Source organism: Amycolatopsis sp. NPDC051372 (assembly GCF_040682095.1).
Classification (GTDB): domain Bacteria; phylum Actinomycetota; class Actinomycetes; order Mycobacteriales; family Pseudonocardiaceae; genus Amycolatopsis.
The window spans coordinates 1-21,039 of record NZ_JBFBAF010000024.1; the positions used below are offsets into that span (position 1 = coordinate 1).

Annotated in this window: 23 protein-coding genes; 3 read left to right on the forward strand and 20 right to left on the reverse strand. The window is 70.7% G+C overall.

The genetic code is table 11. The features are described 5' to 3' along the window. The first annotated feature begins 115 nt into the window (after positions 1–115). Positions 116–763, forward strand: a complete 648-nt coding sequence (locus AB0M56_RS31805; protein WP_364182798.1) for a PadR family transcriptional regulator — start codon at positions 116–118, stop codon at positions 761–763. Here the strand turns inward: AB0M56_RS31805 and AB0M56_RS31810 are convergent. Beyond that, positions 706–1,536 (reverse strand): class I SAM-dependent methyltransferase, encoded by an 831-nt coding sequence (locus AB0M56_RS31810; RefSeq protein WP_364182801.1) that lies wholly within the window; start codon positions 1,534–1,536, stop codon positions 706–708. The two genes, AB0M56_RS31805 and AB0M56_RS31810, sit on opposite strands and share 58 nt — an antisense overlap. A 108-nt stretch (positions 1,537–1,644) precedes the next feature. Here AB0M56_RS31810 and AB0M56_RS31815 point away from each other — a divergent pair, with 108 nt between their 5' ends. Then, positions 1,645–2,487 carry a VOC family protein gene (locus tag AB0M56_RS31815; RefSeq protein WP_364182803.1) on the forward strand — a complete coding sequence of 281 codons (843 nt, stop codon included), beginning with the start codon at positions 1,645–1,647 and terminating at the stop codon, positions 2,485–2,487. A 51-nt stretch (positions 2,488–2,538) separates the two neighbouring features. Here AB0M56_RS31815 and AB0M56_RS31820 read toward each other — a convergent pair whose 3' ends face one another. The 6 genes from AB0M56_RS31820 to rpsB all read right to left on the reverse strand — a co-directional run bounded on the left by AB0M56_RS31820 (position 2,539) and on the right by rpsB (position 8,216). Continuing rightward, positions 2,539–3,885 (reverse strand): DHA2 family efflux MFS transporter permease subunit, encoded by a 1,347-nt coding sequence (locus AB0M56_RS31820; RefSeq protein WP_364182806.1) that lies wholly within the window; start codon positions 3,883–3,885, stop codon positions 2,539–2,541. Between the two features lie 115 nt (positions 3,886–4,000). Next, positions 4,001–4,936, reverse strand: coding sequence for a phosphatidate cytidylyltransferase (locus AB0M56_RS31825; protein ID WP_364182809.1), 936 nt, complete (start codon positions 4,934–4,936; stop codon positions 4,001–4,003). Beyond that, positions 4,936–5,493, reverse strand: coding sequence for a ribosome recycling factor (frr, locus tag AB0M56_RS31830; RefSeq protein ID WP_364182812.1), 558 nt, complete (start codon positions 5,491–5,493; stop codon positions 4,936–4,938). The genes AB0M56_RS31825 and frr overlap by 1 nt, the downstream gene beginning before the upstream one ends. Before the next feature lie 49 nt (positions 5,494–5,542). Continuing rightward, positions 5,543–6,286 carry a UMP kinase gene (gene pyrH / locus AB0M56_RS31835; RefSeq protein ID WP_220237812.1) on the reverse strand — a complete coding sequence of 248 codons (744 nt, stop codon included), beginning with the start codon at positions 6,284–6,286 and terminating at the stop codon, positions 5,543–5,545. Positions 6,287–6,419: 133 nt separating this feature from the next. Then, entirely contained in the window at positions 6,420–7,235 is an 816-nt protein-coding gene (gene tsf, locus AB0M56_RS31840) for a translation elongation factor Ts (protein WP_364182816.1), read from the reverse strand. Between the two features lie 81 nt (positions 7,236–7,316). Beyond that, a complete protein-coding gene (gene rpsB / locus AB0M56_RS31845; protein ID WP_364182818.1) occupies positions 7,317–8,216 on the reverse strand; it encodes a 30S ribosomal protein S2 in 900 nt (299 codons plus the stop codon). Positions 8,217–8,919: 703 nt separating this feature from the next. Between rpsB and AB0M56_RS31850 the strand changes: the two genes are divergently transcribed. Continuing rightward, positions 8,920–9,492: a M23 family metallopeptidase gene (locus AB0M56_RS31850; RefSeq protein ID WP_364182821.1), complete on the forward strand. Its 573-nt coding sequence runs from the start codon at positions 8,920–8,922 to the stop codon at positions 9,490–9,492. 11 nt (positions 9,493–9,503) lie between these two features. On the opposite strand, the gene AB0M56_RS31855 is transcribed toward AB0M56_RS31850, so the two are convergent. The 13 genes from AB0M56_RS31855 to rpsP all read right to left on the reverse strand — a co-directional run bounded on the left by AB0M56_RS31855 (position 9,504) and on the right by rpsP (position 20,970). Then, on the reverse strand, positions 9,504–10,352 hold the full coding sequence (locus tag AB0M56_RS31855; protein WP_364182824.1) for a FliA/WhiG family RNA polymerase sigma factor: 849 nt from the start codon (positions 10,350–10,352) through the stop codon (positions 9,504–9,506). 109 nt (positions 10,353–10,461) lie between these two features. After that, positions 10,462–11,358: a tyrosine recombinase XerC gene (locus AB0M56_RS31860; protein WP_364183169.1), complete on the reverse strand. Its 897-nt coding sequence runs from the start codon at positions 11,356–11,358 to the stop codon at positions 10,462–10,464. Positions 11,359–12,136: 778 nt separating this feature from the next. Beyond that, positions 12,137–13,318, reverse strand: coding sequence for a DNA-processing protein DprA (dprA, locus tag AB0M56_RS31865; RefSeq protein WP_364182826.1), 1,182 nt, complete (start codon positions 13,316–13,318; stop codon positions 12,137–12,139). Between the two features lie 142 nt (positions 13,319–13,460). Continuing rightward, positions 13,461–14,972 carry a YifB family Mg chelatase-like AAA ATPase gene (locus tag AB0M56_RS31870; protein ID WP_364182828.1) on the reverse strand — a complete coding sequence of 504 codons (1,512 nt, stop codon included), beginning with the start codon at positions 14,970–14,972 and terminating at the stop codon, positions 13,461–13,463. A gap of 658 nt (positions 14,973–15,630) precedes the next feature. Continuing rightward, positions 15,631–16,011, reverse strand: coding sequence for a YraN family protein (locus AB0M56_RS31875; protein ID WP_364182829.1), 381 nt, complete (start codon positions 16,009–16,011; stop codon positions 15,631–15,633). 251 nt (positions 16,012–16,262) lie between these two features. Further along, the gene (locus AB0M56_RS31880) at positions 16,263–16,586 is read right to left on the reverse strand and encodes a DUF2469 domain-containing protein (RefSeq protein ID WP_003096226.1); all 324 of its coding nucleotides are present in this window, start codon (positions 16,584–16,586) and stop codon (positions 16,263–16,265) included. Next, the gene (locus tag AB0M56_RS31885) at positions 16,583–17,461 is read right to left on the reverse strand and encodes a ribonuclease HII (RefSeq protein ID WP_364182832.1); all 879 of its coding nucleotides are present in this window, start codon (positions 17,459–17,461) and stop codon (positions 16,583–16,585) included. The genes AB0M56_RS31880 and AB0M56_RS31885 overlap by 4 nt, the downstream gene beginning before the upstream one ends. Before the next feature lie 25 nt (positions 17,462–17,486). After that, positions 17,487–18,398, reverse strand: coding sequence for a signal peptidase I (gene lepB, locus AB0M56_RS31890; RefSeq protein WP_364182835.1), 912 nt, complete (start codon positions 18,396–18,398; stop codon positions 17,487–17,489). A 31-nt stretch (positions 18,399–18,429) separates the two neighbouring features. Continuing rightward, a complete protein-coding gene (rplS, locus tag AB0M56_RS31895; protein ID WP_220237803.1) occupies positions 18,430–18,798 on the reverse strand; it encodes a 50S ribosomal protein L19 in 369 nt (122 codons plus the stop codon). 168 nt (positions 18,799–18,966) lie between these two features. Beyond that, positions 18,967–19,713, reverse strand: a complete 747-nt coding sequence (gene trmD / locus AB0M56_RS31900; RefSeq protein ID WP_364182839.1) for a tRNA (guanosine(37)-N1)-methyltransferase TrmD — start codon at positions 19,711–19,713, stop codon at positions 18,967–18,969. 36 nt (positions 19,714–19,749) lie between these two features. Beyond that, the gene (gene rimM / locus AB0M56_RS31905; RefSeq protein WP_364182842.1) at positions 19,750–20,265 is read right to left on the reverse strand and encodes a ribosome maturation factor RimM; all 516 of its coding nucleotides are present in this window, start codon (positions 20,263–20,265) and stop codon (positions 19,750–19,752) included. Positions 20,266–20,290: 25 nt separating this feature from the next. Then, positions 20,291–20,530, reverse strand: a complete 240-nt coding sequence (locus AB0M56_RS31910) for an RNA-binding protein (protein WP_003103110.1) — start codon at positions 20,528–20,530, stop codon at positions 20,291–20,293. Further along, the gene (gene rpsP, locus AB0M56_RS31915) at positions 20,527–20,970 is read right to left on the reverse strand and encodes a 30S ribosomal protein S16 (protein WP_220237800.1); all 444 of its coding nucleotides are present in this window, start codon (positions 20,968–20,970) and stop codon (positions 20,527–20,529) included. The genes AB0M56_RS31910 and rpsP overlap by 4 nt, the downstream gene beginning before the upstream one ends. Positions 20,971–21,039 lie beyond the last annotated feature (69 nt).

Consider the following 21,039-nt stretch of genomic DNA (forward strand, 5'->3'; position numbering starts at 1 on the left):
CGATCAGGCGGGTGCGATCGGCCCCGGCCGATCCGACCCGCCTGATCGAGACGCCGGCTCAAAGGCGATCTCGCACGCCCCGCCGGAGGCGGGGCCAAAGACAAGGAACATCGACATGAGGCACCCTCACCCCGGTGCGCGAGGCGCGCACCAACACGGAGAACACGGTCGTCCCGCTTTCGGCCCCTTCGGCCGCGAGTTCGGCGACTTCGGATTCGGCCCCGGCGGCCCGATGGGTCGCGGCCGGCGAGGCCACGGTCCCGGCGGACGGCGAGGCCACGGCGGCCCGCGTCGCGGCCGGCGCGGTGACGTCCGCGCGGCGATCCTGACCCTGCTCGCGGAACAGCCGCGGCACGGTTACGAGATCATCCGCGAGATCGGCGAGCGCAGTGGCGGCTTCTGGAAGCCCAGCCCCGGCTCGATCTACCCAACGCTGCAGATGCTGGCCGACGAAGGCCTGGTCGTGAGCAAGGACGAGAACGGCAAGAAGCTGTTCGAGCTCACCGACGAGGGCCGCGCGGCCGCGGAGCAGCAGACCGGCACCCCGCCGTGGGAGCACTTCGCCGAGGACGTCGACCCCGTCGAGGTCGACCTTCGCAAGGCGGGCGCCACGCTCGCGGCGGCGGTCGTGCAGGTGATGCGCGCCGGCAGCCCGAACCAGCAGGCTCGGGTGGTCGACGTGCTCAACGAGGCCCGACGCTCGGTCTACTCGATCCTCGGCGAGGTCGAGGACACCGACGAGTCGCCGGAAGAAGCCGAGTGACCCGGCAGGACGAGGCCGGTGGGCTTGACCCGCGTGTGCACGCGGTAGCCCACCGGCAGCGTCACCCCGGCCCCGCCGGCCGTGCTGACCGTGCGCTTGTGCACGTCGGCCACGGCCCGCGCGGCGACCTGCGCGCTGAACTCGATCTTCAGCACTGACTCCATGGCGGCGTGGTCGGCGAACAACCAGCGCGTCGCCACGCGCCGGAGGCTGAAGCCCTCGCCTTCGAAGAACTTCTCGACCTCTACGGGGTCGTAGTGCGGGATGTCCGCCCGAAGCCAGCCGCCGTACGGCTCGCTCGTCGCGTCGAGGTCCACGATCAGGATCGACCCGCCGGGCCGCAGCACTCGTTCCGCTTCACGCAGCCCCGGCTCGCAGCCGGGGCCGAAGAAGTACGCCGTGCGCGCGTGGACCACGTCGACGCTCGCGTCGTCGACCGGCAGCCGCTGCGCGCGGCCTTCCCGCACCGACACGTTCGGCAGTTCCCGCACGCGCTTCGCCGCGTCGCGCGCCAGCGGTGCGTACGGCTCGACGCCGAGCACCGAGCGCGCTTCGCGGGCGAAGCGCGGCAAGTGGAATCCGTCACCACAACCGAGGTCGAGAACGTCGCGGCCGGTCCAGTCGCACTCCTCGCGCAGGACACGCCAGATCTCGCCGTCGACGTCCTGCGCGCGGTTCTCCACCTCGTAAGCCTGCTGGTAGTACCAGATGTTGGGGCTCGGCAAGACCTCCGTCGCGCGGGACAGGCGCGAGGAGCGGGAGAAGAGACGCACGAACTCCTCCAACGTCGGCGGCCGCGGCCCAGTTCCGGATTCCGGGGCTCATGGCGAAAAAATCACCGGCACCGCATAGACTTTCCTACTCACCAGGAGGAGGCCGCGATGACCGTCGGTTCGGCCAGTTCAAGTCCGATTCCGGCCGGCCTCCCGTGCTGGATCGAGGTCGCCTGCCGCGACGAAGCGGTGTCGCAACAGTTCTACACGGGCTTGTTCGGCTGGCGGTACGACGTGCGCCGTGACCCCGCCGCGCCCACCGGCCGCTACTGGATCTCGTCGCTCGCCGGCGAGCCGACGGGCGGCCTCTACCAAGCCGGGGCGCAGAACGAGCCCGGCTGGACGCTGCACGTCTCCGTGCCGCACACCGCGAGCGCGGCCGAGTGGGTGGAGCACCTCGGCGGCCAGGTGACGCTCGGACCGGTCGCGATCCCCGACCGCGGCAGCATCCTGCACGCGATCGACGCGGCGGGCGCGCCCGTGGTCTTCTGGGAAGCGCCGCAGGACTGGCGGTTCATGACCGGCATCCCCAACACCTTCAGCGGCGCCGACCTCAACGCGCACGACGGCGCGGCGGCCGATCACTTCTACACCAAGCTCTTCAACTACGCGAGCCACCAGATCGGCGACGGCGAGAGCGTCGACTACGCGGAATACCTCATCGAACACACGCCCGTGCTCTACCGCTACGTGATGGGCCAGGAATACAGCCGCGACACTCCCCCGCACTGGCTCGTCTACTTCGAGGTCGACCCGGCGCGCGGCTGCGACGCGACGGCGGGCCAGGCGCTGATGCTCGGCGGAGACGTGGTGATCCAGCCGTACGACACGCCCTTCGGCCGCATGGCGATCCTCGCCGACCCGGACGGCGCGGTGTTCGCGGTGATCGACCACTCGCGCACGCTCGACGACGTCGGCCGCGCCGAGGTCGACGACCCTTACGACGACTGAGCTTTACGACGACTGAGCTTTACGACGACTGAGCTTTACGACGACTGAGCTTTACGAAGACCGAGGCCGCAGCAACCCCGTCAGCGCCGCGATCGCGGCGTAACCCCCGGCGACGATCCACATCGCCGTGCCCGGCAGCAGCCCGCCGACGAGCGCGACGCCCACCGCGCCACCGGTCTGGCGCGCCGCGTTGAGCACGCCCGCGGCGATGCCTGCCTTGCCGGGCAACGCGTTCATGGCCAGCGACGTCATCGCGGGCATCGCGAGCGAGCAGAACCCGAAGATCAGCGAGAACACCACCAGCAGCACCGGCGAGCGCTCGTCCGGCAGCACCGCCATCCCCGCCGCGCCGACCAGCGCCGTGAGACTGCCGACGACGATCGGCAGGCGTGAGCCGAACCGGTGCGTGAGCCGGCCGCTGACGAACGCGTTGAGCCCCACCGCGAGCGTGAGCGGCACGAGGGCGAGCCCGGCGACGAGCGCACTGAGGTGCCACACGCGTTGCAGGAACAGGGCGAGGCAGAACAGCGTGCCGTAGAGGCAGAAGTTGAACAGGCCGCCGATCGCCGTCGCTACGGCGAAGGCCCGTACGCGCAGCACACCCAGCGGCAGCACGGGCGCGGCGATCGCCTTTTCCGCGACCACGAACGCGATCCCGGCCACGACGCCGGCTCCGACGAGCACCAGCGTGGTCGCGTCCGCCCAGCCCGCGTGGCCCGCCTCGATGAGCCCGGCGACCACGCACGCCAGCGCGGCCGTGCCGAGGACCTGCCCGACGCCGTCGATGCGGGTTTGCCGGCGCGGCGTGGTTTCGGTGACGTACCGGCGGGTCAACGCGATCGCGATCAACCCGACGGGGACGTTCACCGCGAAGACGAGCCGCCAGTCGGCCAGCCCGACCGCGAGGCCGCCGAGCATCGGCCCCGCCGCGAGCCCGACGCCGCTCATGCCGCCCCACACGCCCAACGCGCGGGCCCGGGCGCCGGCTTCGGGGAACTGGTGCACGATCAACGCCAGCGACGACGGCAGCAGCGCCGCCGCGCCGGCTCCCTGCACCGCGCGGGCGGCGACGAGCCACGGCAAGGAATCCGCTGCGGCACAAGCGATCGAGGCGAGCACGAACACCGCGACGCCGATCTCGAAAACGCGCCGCGAGCCCCACCGGTCCCCCGCCTCGCCCCAGGTGAGCAGGAACGCGGCGAGCGCGACGGTGTAGGAGTCGACCACCCACTGCAGCGCGGCCGTCGACCGTTCGCCGAACTCGGCGCCGATGGCGGGCAGCGCGAGGTTCACGATGGTCGCGTCGAGCGTGATCATCACGAACCCGAGGCACACCGCGGCGAGCGCGAGCCGGGCCGGGGAACGTTCGCGGGTCGAAGCTGGGGTCGACGCGGTCATGACCTCGAGTGAAACGCACCGACGCTTCGGTGGTCCACGAACCGTTCGCTACCCCTGGGAGGCCGAAGCTCCCAGCGCAGGTCCGCGGATCGGGTCGATCAGGGGGTCAGGCGCGTCACGCGGGGACGAACGCCGACAGCAGCAGCCAGGAGACGACGGCCGAGGGCAGCAGCGAGTCGAGGCGGTCCATGATGCCACCGTGGCCCGGCAGGAGCGTGCCCATGTCCTTGATGCCGAGGTCGCGCTTGATCAGCGACTCGACGAGGTCGCCGAGCGTCGCGGTGAGCACGATGGCCGCGCCGAAGACCGCGCCCTGCCAGGTGTGGCCGTGGAGCATGAGGCTGATCGTGAGGATGCCGGCGACGATGCCGGCGACCATCGACCCGGCGAAGCCCTCCCAGGACTTCTTCGGGCTGATCGTCGGTGCCATCGGGTGCTTGCCGCCGAGCACGCCGGCGATGTAGCCGCCGGTGTCGGAGGCGACTACGGCGATGAGGAACGTGAGGACCCGGCCGACACCGTCCTCGGGCGGCACGAGCATCGCGGCGAACGCGCCGAACAGCGGCAGGTACGCGCTCGCGAACACCGACGCCGAGATGTCGCGCAGGTAGCCGTCGGCGCCGCCGGGCAGCCGCCAGAGCAGGCAGGCGAGCACCGTGATGACGAAGGCCGTGAGCGCGCCCGCGCGCCCGAACGGCCAGGCCAGCCAGATCATCGCCTGGCCGCCGACGAGCACAGGGATCATCGCGACCTTGATGTTCGCGACGCGCTTGAGCACGCCGGCGAACTCGAAGGTGCCGACCCCGATCGCGATCGCGATGACCCCGATGAAGATGAAGCGGACAGTGAGCAAGGAAACGATGATGGCCGCGCCGAGCAGCACGCCCACGCCGATGGCCGCGGGCAGGTTTCGCCCGGCCCGGGAGTCCTTCTTGGCCGGCTCCGGCTGTGCAGCGGGTTCCGGCTGTCCACCCGGTTCGGGCTGGTCAGCCGGCTCCGGCTGCGGGGTGTGCTCCACCCGCTCTTCTCGTTCCTCGCTCACCTGGCTCATCAGACCTCGAGCAGCTCGGCTTCCTTGTGCTTCACCAGCTCGTCGACCTGGTGCACGTAGGTGTCGGTGAGATTCTGCAGCTCCTTCTCGGCGCGCGCGACCTCGTCCTCACCCGCTTCGCCGTCCTTGGCGATCCGGTCGAGCTCTTCCTTCGACTTGCGGCGGATGCTGCGGATCGAGACGCGGGCGTCCTCGCCCTTGCTCTTCGCGACCTTCACCATCTCCTTGCGCCGCTCTTCGGTGAGCTGCGGGATGACGATGCGGATCACATTGCCGTCGTTGCTCGGGTTCACGCCGAGGTCGGACTCGCGGATGGCCTTCATGATGGCACCGAGCTGCGTCTGGTCGTAGGGCTTGATCAGCGCCATGCGCGCCTCGGGCACGTTGACACTCGCCAGCTGGTTGAGCGGGGTCATCGCGCCGTAGTACTCGACGACGATGCGCGAGAACATCGACGGGGTGGCCCGGCCGGTCCGCACCGACGTCAGGTCGTCCTTCGCGACGGACACCGCTTTTTCCATCTTCTCCTCGGCGTCGAGGAGGGTCTCGTCGATCACGGCTACTCCCGGTGTTGTGATTGTCGAACCTGTGCTGATCCCAGCAGGTCTAGGCCGACGCCCCGTCGGCGGGGGTGTTGACCAGCGTCCCAATCCTCTCACCACTCACCGCACGAGCGATGTTCCCCTCGGTGAGCAGGTTGAAGACGATGATCGGCATGTTGTTGTCCATGCAGAGGCTGAACGCGGTGGCGTCGGCGACCTTGAGGCCGCGCTCGAGCACCTCGCGGTGGCTGATCTCGTGGAACATCGTGGCGCTCGGGTCGGTCTTCGGGTCGGCGGTGTAGACACCGTCCACGGCCTTGGCCATGAGCACGGCTTCGCAGCCGAGCTCCAGCGCGCGCTGCGCGGCGGCGGTGTCGGTGGAGAAGTACGGCATGCCGACCCCGGCGCCGAAGATGACCACGCGGCCCTTCTCCAGGTGCCGCTCGGCGCGACGCGGGATGTACGGCTCGGCGACCTGGCCCATCGTGATGGCGGTCTGCACGCGCGTGGGCAGTCCTTCCTTCTCCAGGAAGTCCTGCAGGGCCAGGCAGTTCATCACGGTGCCCAGCATGGCCATGTAGTCGGCGCGGTCACGGTCCATCCCGCGCTGGGACAGCTCCGCGCCGCGGAAATAGTTACCCCCGCCGATCACCACCGCCACCTGCACGCCGGTGCGCGCGACCGCGGCGATCTGCCGCGCGACGGAGTGGACAACGTCGGGATCGACCCCGATCGAGCCGCCACCGAACATCTCGCCGCCCAGTTTCAGCAGCACCCTTCGGTAGCCACCGTCGACCCGGTCACCCATTTGTGTGTCGCCTCCCGTGTTCACTCGCCGCGGACCCCTTCGTGAGGGAGCATCCTCGGCCGGACCCGACTGTGCCCCGTCCCCGCACCGCGGAGACGGGGCACAGTCGCAGAACTTAGACCCAGTACCTCGCTCAGGCCTGGCCGACCTCGAACCGGGCGAACCGGGTCACGGTCACGCCGGCCTCGTCGAGCAGAGCCTTCACGGTCTTCTTGTTGTCCTTGACCGACGGCTGCTCGAGCAGGACGTTGTCCTTGTAGTACGCGGTGACCTTGCCCTCGATGATCTTCGTGAGGGCCTGCTCCGGCTTGCCCTCTTCGCGGGCGGTCTGCTCGGCGATGCGGCGCTCGTTCTCGACGATCTCGGCCGGCACCTCCTCGCGGGTCAGGTACTTCGCGCGCAGCGCGGCGACCTGCATGGCGGCACCGCGGGCGGCGTCGGCGTCGTCACCGGTGAACTCGACGAGCACGCCCACGGCCGGCGGCAGGTCCGAGCCGCGGCGGTGCAGGTAGGTGGCGGTCTGCCCCTCGAACGACACCACGCGGCGCAGCTCGAGCTTTTCGCCGATGCGGGCCGAGAGCTCCTGCACGGTGTCGATCACGGGCTTGCCGTCGAGGTCGGCGGCCTTGAGGGCCTCGACGTCGCTGGTCTTGAGGGTCTTCGCAACCTCGACGATCTTCGCGGCGAGCTGCTGGAAGTCGTCGTTCTTGGCGACGAAGTCGGTCTCGGAGTCGAGCTCGATGAGCACGCCGCCCTCGCCCGTGACGAGGCCCTCGGCGGTGGCGCGCTCGGCGCGCTTGCCGACGTCCTTGGCACCCTTGATGCGCAGGAACTCGACAGCCTTCTCGAAGTCGCCTTCGTTCTCTTCGAGGGCCTTCTTGCAGTCCATCATGCCGGCGCCGGTCATCTCGCGCAGGCGCTTCACGTCAGCGGCGGTGTAGTTCGCCATCGTGTTGAATCCGTCCGTTTCAGGTACGTGTGAGGTGATCAGCGCCCGGGCGGCCCTGCGCGGGCCGCCGGACACGGTGGATCAGGAGTTGGCCGGGGCCTGCTCGGTCACGGCTTCGGGGGTCGCCTCGGTGGCGGAGGCCTCGGTGGCCGCCTCCGTCGCGGCAACCGCCTCGGTGGCGTCCGCGGCAGCGGTCTCCGAGCCGGCGAGCAGCTCCTTCTCCCACTCGGCCAGCGGCTCGTCCGACGCCACGCCCGGCTCCGGCTTCGCGTCGGCCGACGCGCCACCTCGGCTCGAACGGGCCATCAGCCCGGCGGCGGCGGCCTCGGCCACCACCTTGGTGAGCAGCGCGGCCGAGCGGATCGCGTCGTCGTTGCCCGGAATCGGGTAGTCGACCTCGTCCGGGTCGCAGTTGGTGTCGAGGATCGCGACGACCGGGATGTTCAGCTTGCGAGCCTCGCCGACGGCGATGTGCTCCTTCTTCGTGTCGACGATCCACACCGCGCTGGGCACCTTGGCCATGTCGCGGATACCGCCGAGGGTCTTCTCGAGCTTGTCCTTCTCACGGGTGAGCGTGAGGATCTCGCGCTTGGTGAGACCCGCGAAGCCGCCGGTCTGCTCCTGGGCCTCGAGCTCCTTGAGGCGCAGAAGGCGCTTGTGCACGGTCTGGAAGTTGGTCAGCATGCCGCCGAGCCAGCGCTGGTTCACGTAGGGCATGCCCACGCGCGCGGCCTCGTTGGCGATGGCTTCCTGGGCCTGCTTCTTCGTGCCGACGAACATGATCGTGCCGCCGTGCGCGACGGTTTCCTTGATGAACTCGAACGCACGGTCGATGTACGTCAGCGTCTGCTGCAGGTCGATGATGTAGATGCCATTGCGCTCGGTGAAGATGTAGCGCTTCATCTTCGGGTTCCACCGACGCGTCTGGTGCCCGAAGTGCACGCCGCTGTCGAGCAGCTGCTTCATGGTGACGACGGCCATTGCCGGAATCACACCTTCTCTATAGTCGCGCACCCCCGCGGTTCGCGCCCGCGGACGTGCTCGTTCGGTTTGTCGCTCGCGGCCCGGGTGACCGCTCGCCCTGGTGCTCGTGCCGGCATCCGGACCCCGCGGTTCTCACTTCCGAGAACCCCAGGGACCGCCGGGCGCCGTGCGACTCCTCCGTCCGGACCTCCGCGGATGTTTCAAGCGGAACCGGCCGGGGCTGCGCGCACGAGCACGCGAAGTCAGCCCAGCGAGTGGGCTGCGGGAAAGATTCTACCCCCTGCCACCAGGGGCGCCCGCACCGGCAGCGCTCCCGCCCGGCGGAGTTGTCCACAACTCGGGCCGCCTGTGGACAACTCACCTTGTTGGCAGGGTGCCGGTCCGCGGGTGCCTCATGATCGAACCCGTGACGACGACCTCGTGTTCCTCGATGCGTTCCTCGATGCCGCGGCCGGGCTTTGCACTGTGGCGTGGTGGTTTGCGGCCGGCGGGTGTTCTGCGTGCTTCGGGCGACGTGGGCGCTTCCGCCGCGCTCGACGCTCCGGGTGTTCTGGCCGCTTCAGGCGCCTTGCGGGCTTCAGGCGGCCAGCGGTCTTCGGTTGCGCTGGGCGTTCTGCGGATGCCCTGGGTGTCCCGACCTGCTCCACCTGATCGGTCTCCTCGGCGGGGGCGACATCGACGCCCTGCCCCACCGTTGTGGATGCGCTGGCTCGGCGTGCTGCGCCGGGCCGCGGCGCGGACCCGGCTCGTGATGGCCACCGCGCTGGTGCTGCTCACCGTGTTGCCCGGCGCGTGGGCCGGACGGGCACTCGCGGACGTCCCGCCTTCGCCGAATGTCGGCGCGCAAGCGGGACGGTTGGCCTGGCCGCTCACGCCCCGGCCGAAAGTCACCCGGTTCTTCGAACCACCCGCCACGGCCTACGGACCCGGCCACCGCGGCGTCGACCTGGAAGCCGCCGCGGGACAACAGGTTCTCGCGGCCGACCTGGGCGTCGTGATCTTCGCGGGCCAGATCGGGGGCCACGGCGTCGTCGCGGTGGACCACGACGGTGGCCTCCGCACGACCTACCTGCCACTCACCCCGACCGTGGTCACCGGCGACCAGGTGTACCGCGGCCAGCCGCTGGGGACCGTGGCCGCCGGGCACCCCGGCTGTCCCACTGCCACGTGCCTGCACTGGGGCGCCCGCAAAGGAGAGGAGTACATCGATCCGCTGGCCCTCGTCGGCACTCCGGGTCGAGTCCGCCTGAAACCCTGGGCCGACCCGCACTGACCAGGCCGCGCTCAGGTGCTGGGCTGCTCCGTGAGCTTCGCGCGCAGCCGCATCACGGCACGGGTGTGGAGCTGGCTCACCCGGGACTCCGTGACGCCCAGGACCTTGCCGATCTCGGCGAGCGTGAGGCTTTCGAAGTAGTAGAGGCTGACCACGATCTTGTCGCGCTCGGTCAGCTGGGCGATGGCCTCCGCGAGCTGGCGGCGGTTGTCCTGGTCGACGAGGACGGCGACGGGGTCGACGGCGCCGTCGTCGGGGATCGTGTCGACGAGAGAGCCGCTGTCCTTGCCGGCCGCGACGAGGTCCTCCAGCGCGACGACGCTGGTGAGCTGGAGCTGGCCGTAGAAGTCGCGCAGGTCGTCGACGCCGATGTTGAGCTCGGTGGCCAACTCGGCATCGGTGGGGGTGCGGTGCAGGCGCGCGCCGAGGCGCTCGAGGGCGCGCTCGGCCTCCTTCGCCTTGCTGCGCACGGCGCGGGGCACCCAGTCCTGGGAGCGCAGGTCGTCGAGGATCGCGCCGCGGATGCGCTGCATCGCGTAGGTCTCGAACCGCAGCCCTCGAGCGGGCTCGAACTTCTCGATCGCGTCGACGAGGCCGAAGATGCCGGACTGCACGAGATCGCCCACGTCGACGTGCGTCGGCAGGCCCGTGCCCACGCGGCCGGCGACGTACTTCACCAGGGGCGCGTAGTGCAGCACCAGCCGGTCGCGCGACACCTGGTCCGGCTTGTCGGCGAACTGCTGCCACAAGGCCTGGATACCCGCGTCGACGTCATGACCGGGGCGCCCGTCCTCGCTGACGGCGCCCTCGCCTCCGGCTGTGCTCACCCCGGCGTCCGTGACTTGCGGCGTGGAGGTCATTGCACGGTCGTTCTCGGCATGCGGCTCAGTATGGTCTCCGTGCTCGTGCGGATGCGCGTGCGCCAGTGGTTCGGCCCCCAGTTTTCCGGCCGAGCTGCCACCGGCCTCGTCAGGCCCGTGGGTGTGCTCGGTCATGGATCGCCTTCAGCCGATCGACGGTCACGTGAGTGTAGAGCTGGGTCGTGGCAAGCGTAGCGTGACCGAGCAGTTCCTGAACGCTCCTGAGATCGGCACCTCCCTCCAGCAGATGGGTCGCGGCCGAGTGGCGTAGTCCGTGTGGCCCCATGTCGAGTGCTCCGGGTACCGCGGCCACTGCCTCGTGCACCACGCGCCGCGCCGCGCGCGGATCGAGCCGGCTGCCACGAACCCCCAGGAAGAGGGCCTGTTCCGACTTCGGGCCGGCCAGTTCCGGGCGCCCCGCGTCGAGCCACGCGGTGAGTGCTTCGGCCGCCGGAACGCCGAACGGCACCGTCCGCTCCTTGTCCCCTTTCCCGATCACCGAGACGACACGCCGCCCGAAATCGACCGCGCCGACGTCCAGACCACACAACTCCGACACCCGGATGCCACTCGCGTACAGCAGTTCGACGAGCGCACGGTCACGCAGCGCAACCGGATCCCGCTGCTCGGCTCCCATCGCGGCCGCCTGCATCAGCTCGTCCGCCTGATCGGCCCGCAGCACGCCCGGCAACGTCCGGTGCGCTCGCGGCGCCGCGAGCCGGCCGCCCGGGTCCGCCTTCAGCGCGCCCTGCCGGTGGGCCCAGGCCGTGAACGTCCGCGCCGCCGCCGCCCGACGCGCCAAGGTCGTCCGGCCCGCCCCGTCGGCCCGCTGCCCGGCAAGCCACGCGCGCAGCAGCCCGATGTCGAGATCGGCGAGCCCGCGGCTGTCGTCCTCCGCCGCGGTCAGGAACCCCAGCAGCGACACCACGTCGCCCACATACGCCCGCACCGTGTGCGGCGACAGCCCGCGCTCCAGCGTCAGATGCCGTTCGTACTCGGCCACCACCGCACGCTCCGGCCCGGGCAACCCCTCGCGCACCGCCCGCAGATCCGGCCGCTGCGGGCCTTTCCTGTGCCCCGGGGTGCGCGGGACCGCGTCCCGGCGGGCGCTCGCTGACGACATGCCGATCACGCTGCGCGAACCACCGCCCGAGGTCAAGCATCGCCACGCCGTTCTCCTCTGTGCCGCATACACATTCCGCGGCCACGTGGGCTTTACGCGGTCCGGCCGAGCACCGCGGTCGTTGCCGTTCACCGAGGTGCGAGCGGGTGGTCGGCTACCGCGCCCGCGACCGAACGCCCTGTCCGGCGCCGATCAAGGTCCTGCGGACCGGCGCGGATACCGTGCGGGCGTGCGGGCGTGCGGGCGTGCGGGCGTGCGGGCGTGCGGCCGAGCGTGTCAGCGTCCGGCGGCGTCCGGCATCGAGCGGTCAGAGGCCACCTCCGAAATTCGGTGCCGTTCACTGCGGACCGATCCGTGGCCACGCGTAGCCGCTCTCCGCGCGGGTGAGCGCGGCGACGGCGCCGTTCACCAAGGTGCGAGCGGTGGTGGGGCGCCGGCGGGTGCCATGGCACGCGACCGAACGCCCTGTCCGGCGCCGATCAAGGTCCTGCGGACCGGCGCGGATACCGTGCGGGCGTGCGGCCGAGCGTGTCAGCGTCCGGCGGCGTCCGGCGGCTAGCGGTCAGAGGCCACCTCCGAAATTCGGTGCCGTTCACTGCGGACCGATCCGTGGCCACGCGTAGCCGCTCTCCGTGCGGCTGAGCGCGGCGACAAGCGCCGTTCACTTCGGTGCCGCGCGGACGATGCGGCGCCACCCGGTGTCGCCGCGGACGGCGAAGCCGTCGATTTCCAGTTCGGGCAACAGGGCTCGCACGCGGTCGACCGGGACGCCCGATTCGGTGGCGACCTGGTCGGCTGAGCGGCCGGCGCGGGGTACGAGTGCTTCGTAGACCCGGAGCGCTTCGGGAGCGAGGACGTCGGTGGGGCGACGCGGCCGAGGGTTTTCCGGTTCGGGGGCGGGGCCGAACCGTCCGACGGTGTCGACGACTTCGTCAACGGAGGTGACGAGGGTGGCCTTGCAGTCGCGGATGAGGGCGTGGCAGCCGGCGGAGTTGGCGGACTGGATGGGGCCCGGCAGCGCCATCACGACTTTGCCGAGGGCGCCCGCGGTGGTGGCGGTATTGCGCGCGCCGCTGCGGATGCCGGCTTCGATGACGACGGTGCCGTCGGTGAGGCCGGCGATGAGGCGGTTGCGGACGAGGAAGCGGTGGCGCGCGGGTGGGGTGCCGGGGGCGTACTCGCTGACGACGGCGCCGCCGTTGTCGGCGATGCGCCTCAGCAGGTCGACGTGGCCGGCCGGGTAGCCGATGTCGACGGCACAGCCCAGTACCGCGACCGTGACGCCGCCGGCGCCGAGGGCACCGCGGTGAGCGGCGCCATCGATGCCCAGGGCGGCGCCGGAGAAGACCGGGACCTCGCGGGTCGCGAGGCCGTGGGCGAGCTCGGCGGAGTTGTGTTCTCCGTAGTTCGTCGCGAGGCGCGCGCCGACGACGGCGACCGCGCGGTCGGCTGCCTTCGCGAGGTGCGCGCCGCCGCGGACCCAGAGGGCGAGCGGGGCGGCGACGTTCTCGACTCCGCGGCCGCTCGCGACCGCCAGCGAGAGCAACGGCCACGCCGGCCACTCGTGGTCCTCGGGCACGACCAGGCGGGCTTGGGATTTCGCGGCCGTCTCCAGGTCTTGCTCGGCCAGGTCGACTTCGCGTCGGGCAGCGGTTTCGCGGCGGACCTTGTCGGGGCAGTCGCCGCTGCGGACGCGGGCCGCGGCCTCGACCGGGCCGCGCTCCCCCACGAACGCGACCAACGCCGGCGCCGGGGGCTCGGCTACGCGCAGCAGGTAGGCGCGGGCGAGGCGTTCTTCATCCGTGGCGGTGGCGACGGGCTGTTCGGTGGGCAGAGCCGTCATGCCGCACCTCTCAGTCTCACGAGCGACAGCCGGCGCGGCACGAGAACGGCGCGGACGCGGGCGGGATCGCGTTCGGGCGGGTTGTGGGGATTCGGGACGAGACGCAGGTGGCGTTTCACGCCGGATTCCCTTCGGGGGCGGGTCATGCGGCGGTCCTTTCGCGGAAGTCGAGAGCGGCGGCGACGTGGTCGGGCGTCGGGTGGGGCGTGGCGGACAGGTCGGCGAGCGTCCAGGCGATGCGAAGGCAACGGTCGGCACCGCGGGCCGTGAGGAGGCCACGGTCGAGGGCGCGGTCGAGCAGGGCGGTGGTGGGCGACGGCAGCACGAACTCGCGGCGGAGGGTGGGGCCGGGGACGTCGGAGTTGGCGCGCCAGCCGTGCGTGCGCCAGCGGTGGGCCGCGCGGTCGCGGGCGGCCAGGACGCGGGCGCGGACCGCCTCGGACGATTCGGGCGCCGCGGACTGGTGCGCGGAGATGGCGGTCAGCGGACGCAGGCGCACACGGAGGTCCACGCGGTCCAGCAGTGGTCCCGAGATCCGCCCGAGGTAACGGCGCCGGACGATCGGCGAGCAGATGCAGTCGGTCTCACGCGGCGGCGCGCAGGGGCACGGGTTGGTGGCCAATATGAGCTGAAAGCGGGCCGGGTAGCGGACGGAGCCCTTGGCACGGGCGATGCGGACCTCGCCTTCTTCGAGGACGGTGCGCAGTGAGTCGAGGCGGTGGCCGCTGAACTCGCAAACCTCGTCCAGGAACAGCACGCCGCGGTGGGCTCGGCTGATGGCGCCGGGCGTCGCGATGCCGCTGCCACCGCCGACGAGCGCCGCGACGGTGATCGAGTGGTGCGGCGCGACGAACGGCGGCACGGTCACCAGCGGCGCAGCCTTCGACAGGGAGCCGTCGATGGAGTGGATGGCTGTGACCTGCAGTGATTCCTCTTGGGACAACGCCGGGAGCAGGCCCGGCAGGCGTTTGGCCAGCATCGTCTTGCCGACGCCCGGTGGGCCGGTGAGCAGCAGGTGATGCCCGCCCGCGGCGGCAACTTCCAGGGCCCAGCGGGCTTCCGGTTGGCCGACGACGTCGGCGAGGTCCGGTACTTCCGGTGGTTCGGCTGCGACGGGTCCGGGACTCGACTCGAGTTCACCTTCGCCCTTGAGCCACGCGACGAGGTCGGCCAGGCGCGAGACGCCGGCGACTTCGAGGCCGTCGACGAGCGCAGCTTCGTAAAGCGACTCCGACGGGACGACCGCTCGCTCGTACCCCGCTGCCCGCGCAGCCAGCAGTCCGGGCAGTACTCCGCGGACGGGACGGATGCGGCCGTCGAGGGCCAGTTCGCCGAGGAGGATGGTGCGGAGGAGTTTTGTGGCCGGGACTGCGCCGTTCGCGGCGAGCACTGCGGCGGCGATGCCGAGGTCGTAGCCGGAGCCGACCTTGGGGAGGTTGGCGGGCGAGAGGCCGAGCGTGACTTTACCGTCGGGCCAGGGCTGGCCGGAGTTGCGGACGGCTGAGCGCACGCGGTCTTTCGCTTCCCTCAGCCCGGCGTCGGGCAGGCCGACCAGAGTCACCCGGCTGAGCCCGCCGCCCAGGTCGGCCTCGATCTCGATCACCCGGCCTTCGATGCCGAGGAGCGCGACGCTCCATGCTTTGGCGATCGGCATCAGGCCACCTCCGCGACGGTTTCGTGGCTCGCCAGGCGGGACTCGGTGTGGCGACGCCGGAAACTGGGCAGCGCACGACAGTGAGCCCTTGCCATGGGCACCACGCCGCACCCGGAACGCACGCGGGCCACCTGGCCAGGTTCGGCATGGCGATTCAGTGGCAGCGCAACCCGGGAATTCGCGATCGGCGTCAAGCCATACCCAGCAACAGCCTTCCGAGCCACCAGGCTGCACTCGACACCACAGATCCGCAGCAGCACAAAGCAACGGTCTTCCTTGATGGGCACCCCATCGCGCGCAGAAGTCACGCAGGTCGCCGGGGCAGCCTCGAGCCGGCGGTTCCGTGGCGACGCAGAGCCGCAGGCTGTTTTGGTGGCCATCAAGCCACCCCCAGCGACAGCCGTGCGGACTGCCGGGCGGGACTCGACACCGCACGTCCGCGCCGGAACCCGGCAGTTCGTGTTGTCGGTGGGCAAAACGCGCTCCGTGGCGACAGCCGCCCGAGGCGCCGGGGCCGGCGCGAGGTGGTGGTTTCGGGCCAGTGCAACGCGGGGCAACTTCGCGAGGATCCCGGCTCCACGTGAGTCGCGAAGTTCGTCGGAGTGGGCTCGGTGCTGGTTCGGCCGCGGTGGAACGCAGTGGGCAGAAGTGATGGGCATCAGAAGGCTCCCGCGATGTGGCGGACCTGGGGGTGGGCCCCGGCGGGGGCGAAGACGGTCACGACGTCGTAGCGGGTGCGGCACCAGCCGACGCGGTGGGCGCGCAGCCAGCGTTGGGCGGCCCGGTGGACGCGGGTGATCTTTTCGGCCGTCACGGATTCCGCGGGGGAGCCGTAGGCGTTGGTGGCGCGGGTTTTGACCTCGCAGAAGACGACCTTGTCGCCGTCGGCCAGTACGAGGTCGAGTTCGCCTTCCCGGCAGAGCCAGTTGCGGCTGAGCACCACCAGGCCCGCGTTCTGCAGGTGCCGGGCCGCCAGGTCTTCGCCCCAGCGGCCGAACGCGCGGCGCCACTGGGCGCCCGGGTCCGGGCCGTCGTTCATCGCTCCCCCTCGGCCGCGCCGCCGCCGGGCCCTTGCCGGCTGTCACGGTGCGTGTGCCATCAACCGTCGCAGAGTGACCGGGGAAGGCGCCACCATCGAAAAGTCGGGCTGTGGACAACTGGGGGGTTGTGGATAAACGAGGCAAGCCTGAGGGCAGGCGGCGTGAAAATGTCAGTGCCGAGGGCTAAGAGCCGCAGACACAAAACGGCCACCCGGGCGAACCCGGGTGGCCGGTGAAAACGAGAGGGACCTCAGCCCGAGAAGGGACCGTCCTCAGGAAGGCGCAGGTCGGGTTTGTCGAGTTCCTCCACGTTGACGTCCTTGAACGTGATGACGCGGACGTGCTTCACAAAGCGGGCCGGGCGGTACATGTCCCAGACCCACGCGTCCGACATGCGGACCTCGAAGTACACCTCACCGCCGCCGTCGCGTACCTGTACGTCGACTGCGTTGGCCAGGTAGAACCGCCGCTCGGTCTCCACCACGTACGAGAACTGGCCGACGATGTCGCGGTACTCGCGGTACAGCGAGAGCTCCATCTCGGTCTCGTACTTCTCGAGATCCTCTGCGCTCATGAAATCCGCGCCCCTCCTCGCGTTCGTCTTGCTGCTCCGGCGGCGGAGCGTTCATTCTTACCCACCGAGCGAGCCAGGGCACGGACCGGCGCGCTCGGGATTTCCCGAGAACCATTCTCCTCCGCGGCGGCTTCCGAAGCCGCGTTCTCCAGAGCAGCGTAGGTGAGCACGACCGGGTGTGGTGGGGTGAGTCCGTGTGCGAGGGCCGCGGTGGCCACATTCGTGTAGGACCAGCGGTGCGCCGGGCTCGGGCCGTGCTCGGTGAGAGCCCGTAGGTGGTCGGCGGTGCTGTAGCCCTTGTGCACGTCGAAGCCGTAGTGCGGCAGCTCGTTGTGCAGGCCGGCCATGATGCGGTCGCGCGTCACCTTCGCGAGCACCGACGCCGCGGCGATACTCGCCACGCTGCGGTCTCCCTTGATGACTGCGACGTTGGGCGCCGGGATGCCCGGCACCGGGAAACCGTCGGTGAGCACATAACCGGGATGGTCGCGCAGAGCGGCGACCGTGCGCCGCATCCCCTCCAGGTTCATCACCCGGATGCCGAGCAGGTCGACCTGTTCGGACGGGATCACGATCACCGCGTAGTCGAGGGCGCGCTTGAGGACCAGGTCGTAGACGCGGTCGCGGGCCTTCGCAGTGAGCAGCTTCGAGTCGGTGAGCTCCGGCAGTCGCGCGCCGTCGCCGGGGCGCAGCACGCAGGAAGCCACTACGAGCGGGCCCGCGCACGCACCGGCGCCGGCCTCGTCCACCCCGGCGACGGGGCCCAGGCCACGGCGTTCGAGAGCACCCTGCAGACCCCAGAACAGCTCGCCGCGCACGACGGCGCGCGGCGGCCGCAGGGGTTCGGCCGGGGTTCGGGGAGCGGGAACGGTCACTGCCAACCTTCTCGGGCGGCGCACCCTAACGGCGCGCCTTGCGCAGGCCCGCCTTCACTCGCCGGCCGACGAACAGCGTGGGCACGGCCGCGGCGAACCCGAGACCGAGCGGCAGGCCATCCTGCCACGCCGGGGCACCGAGGGCCACCGGCTGGGCGTCGGCCTGCGGATCGTGGTCCGACACCCCGCCCCAGCGACCCGGCGGGAAGACGATGATCCGGGCCTTGCCGATCACGTCGCTCACGGGCACGGCGCCGTTGGCACCGCCCTGGCCCTGGTAACGCGAGTCAGCCGAGTTGTTGCGGTTGTCGCCCATCACCCACAGCGTGCCCTGCGGCACCTTGACCGGCGCGAACGAGTCCTGCATCGCGTGGTCGGGGTTCTCCCAGTGGATGTACGGCTCGTCGAGGGCCTTGCCGTCGACGATCGCGCGGTTCTGTGGATCGCAGCACTGCACGGTCTGGCCGCCCACGGCGATCACGCGCTTCACGAAGTCGCGTTCGTCCGGCGGGGCGAAGCCCACCAGCGAGCCGAGACCTCGCAGGCCGCGGACGATGACGTTGCTGGATTCCTGCGGCGCGATCTCATTCTCGGTCCACGCGGGCGGACCCTTGAACACGACCACGTCACCCGGCGAGGGATCCGTGAAGTCGTAGGTGACGCGGTCGACCAGAATCCGGTCGCCCGTGCAGCCGGGGCAGCCGTGAAGCGTGGCCTCCATGGACCCCGAGGGGATCATGAAGACCTTTGCCAGGAAGGCCTGGATCAGGATCGTGAGCACCAGGGCGATCGCGATCAGGATCGGCAGTTCCTTCCAGAACGACCGCTTCTTCTGGGGCTTGCCCCGCCGGTGGGAGCCCCGACGCTCCTCGGAACGAGAATCCTCCGAGCCGTCGGGGTCATCCTCAGCGGCGTTCTGGGGCACGGGGTCGACCACGTCGCCAGGCTACCGGGTACCGCCTTGCCACTCAGGAGGCAGAGGTGGTCTCGCGGTTCTCGCGACGCTCCTTGATCTTCGCCTTCTTGCCACGCAGGTCGCGCAGGTAGTAGAGCTTCGCGCGCCGCACGTCGCCGCGCTTGAAGACCTCGACCTCGGCCAGGTTCGGCGAGTGCACCGGGAAGGTGCGCTCGACGCCCACGCCGAACGAAACCTTGCGCACGGTGAAGGTCTCGCGGACGCCGCCGCCCTGGCGGCGGATCACGACGCCCTGGAAGACCTGGTTGCGCTCGCGGTTGCCCTCGATGACGCGGACGTGGACCTTGAGCGTGTCGCCCGGGCGGAAGTCCGGGATGTCGGAACGCAGGGAGTGCGCGTCCAGCGCGTCCAGGGTGTTCATCGGTGGTCCGTCCTCGTCGATTCGTGTAACTCGGGTACTTCTCCCCGGGCGCGCAGCAATGCTGCTGCAACTACACCAGGGGCTGATGGCGGGCTCGTGAACGAGGCGGTCCACTCACGCCAACCTGTCGATTATGGCAGAGGCGCTGGTGCTCGCTTCGCACGGGGTCTAGCCGAGGTCCTCGCCGAGCCGGTCGAGTACCTCGTGATCTCGGCTGTTCAGACTACCCTCCGGCAACCGGGCCAGAAGATCCGGGCGCCGCAGGGCCGTGCGTTCCAGCGCCTGATCGCGCCGCCAGCGCTCCACGAGTGCGTGGTTCCCGGAGCGCAGGACGTCGGGCACCGCCAGGTCGCGCCACACTTCCGGACGCGTATAGCTGGGGCCTTCGAGCAGCCCGTCGGAGAACGAGTCCTCGGCCGCCGACCGCGCGTTGCCGAGCACGCCAGGCAGCAGCCGGACCACGGCCTCCACGATCACCAGCACCGCGGCCTCGCCGCCGACCAGCACATAGTCGCCGATCGACACCTCGTCCACGGGCATGCGGCGCGCGGCGTCGTCGATCACGCGCTGGTCGATGCCCTCGTAGCGGCCACAGGCGAAGACCAGGTGCTTCTCCTCGGCGTACGCGTGGGCCAGCTCCTGCGTGAACGGCTTGCCCGCCGGCGTCGGGACCACGAGCCGGGTCCCCTGTCCGCAGACCTCGTCGAGCGCCGGGCCCCAGATCTGGGGCTTCATGACCATGCCGGGGCCGCCGCCGTACGGCGCGTCGTCGACCGCGCGGTGGACGTCGTGGGTCCACTCGCGCAGGTCGTGCACGCCGATCTCGATGAGGCCGCGGTCGATCGCCCGGCCCAGCAGCGCGGCGCGCAGCGGGTCGAGGTATTCGGGGAAGATCGTGACGACGTCGATGCGCACGCTCACCACCTCCGGTGCGAGGGGAACGGGATCACGTCAGTCCTCGTCCAGCAGGCCTTCGGGCGGATCCAGCACCACGCGCCCACCCGCGACGTCGACCGTCGGGACGATCGCGCGCACGAAGGGCACGAGCACTTCGCGCCCGGCCACGTCGAGCTCCAGCAGCTCCCCCGCCGGGGAGTGGACGACCTCGACGACCTTGCCCACGACCGTGCCGTCGGCCAGCTCGGCGCTGAGGCCGGCCAGCTCGTGGTCGTAGAACTCGTCGGGGTCGCCCGTGGGCGGGAGTGCGGCGGTGTCGATGAGCAGCAAAGCGCCGCGCAGGGTCTCCGCGACGTCGCGGGTGAGGACCTCCTCGAAACGCACCAGCAGCCGCCCGCTGTGCTCGCGGGCGGCTGTGATGGTGAGATCCCTCTTGCTGCCGTCACGCAGCTGCGTCGTGACGACCGCACCGACGGCGAACCGCTGTTCGGGCGAGTCCGTGCGCACGTCCACCGCGAGCTCGCCGCGGATGCCGTGCGCCTTGGCGATGCGGCCGACTACGACGTCCATCCTGACCGTCCGAGTTCCGCCGCGGTCAGCGATCGGTGTCGACGACGTCCACACGGACGCCGCGGCCACCGATGCCACCCATCACGGTGCGCAGGGCGGTCGCCGTGCGACCACCCCGGCCGATCACCTTGCCGAGGTCGTCGGGGTGCACGTGCACCTCGAGCGTGCGGCCACGGCGAGTGGTCAGCAGCTCGACCCGGACCTCGTCCGGGTTGTCGACGATCCCGCGCACCAGGTGCTCGAGGGAGTCAGCGAGAAAACTCACTCGGACTTCTCGCCCTCAGCGGCTTCGGCCTTCTCGGCCTCGGCCTTCTTGGGAGCGGACTTCTTCTTCGGCGTGGTGGCCTCGGCGGAGGGCTCCTCGCCGGCAGCGGCCAGCGCCGCGTTGAACAGGTCCTGCTTGGACGGCTTCGGCTCGGCCACCTTCAGGGTGCCCTCGGCGCCCGGCAGGCCCTTGAACTTCTGCCAGTCGCCGGTGATCTCGAGGATGCGCTGCACCGGCTCGGTCGGCAGGGCGCCGACGCCCAGCCAGTACTGGGCGCGGTCGGTGTCGACCTCGATCAGGCTCGGCTCTTCCTTCGGGTGGTACTTGCCGATCGTCTCGATGGCCTTGCCGTCCCGGCGGGTGCGCGCGTCGGCGACGATGATGCGGTAGTACGGCGCACGGATCTTGCCGAGGCGCTGCAGCTTGATCTTGACGGCCACGGGTGTGGGTACTCCTCAGTGCTGGTGCAGGGTGGGCGCTCGTCGACCGCGTGGGGACACGATCACAGG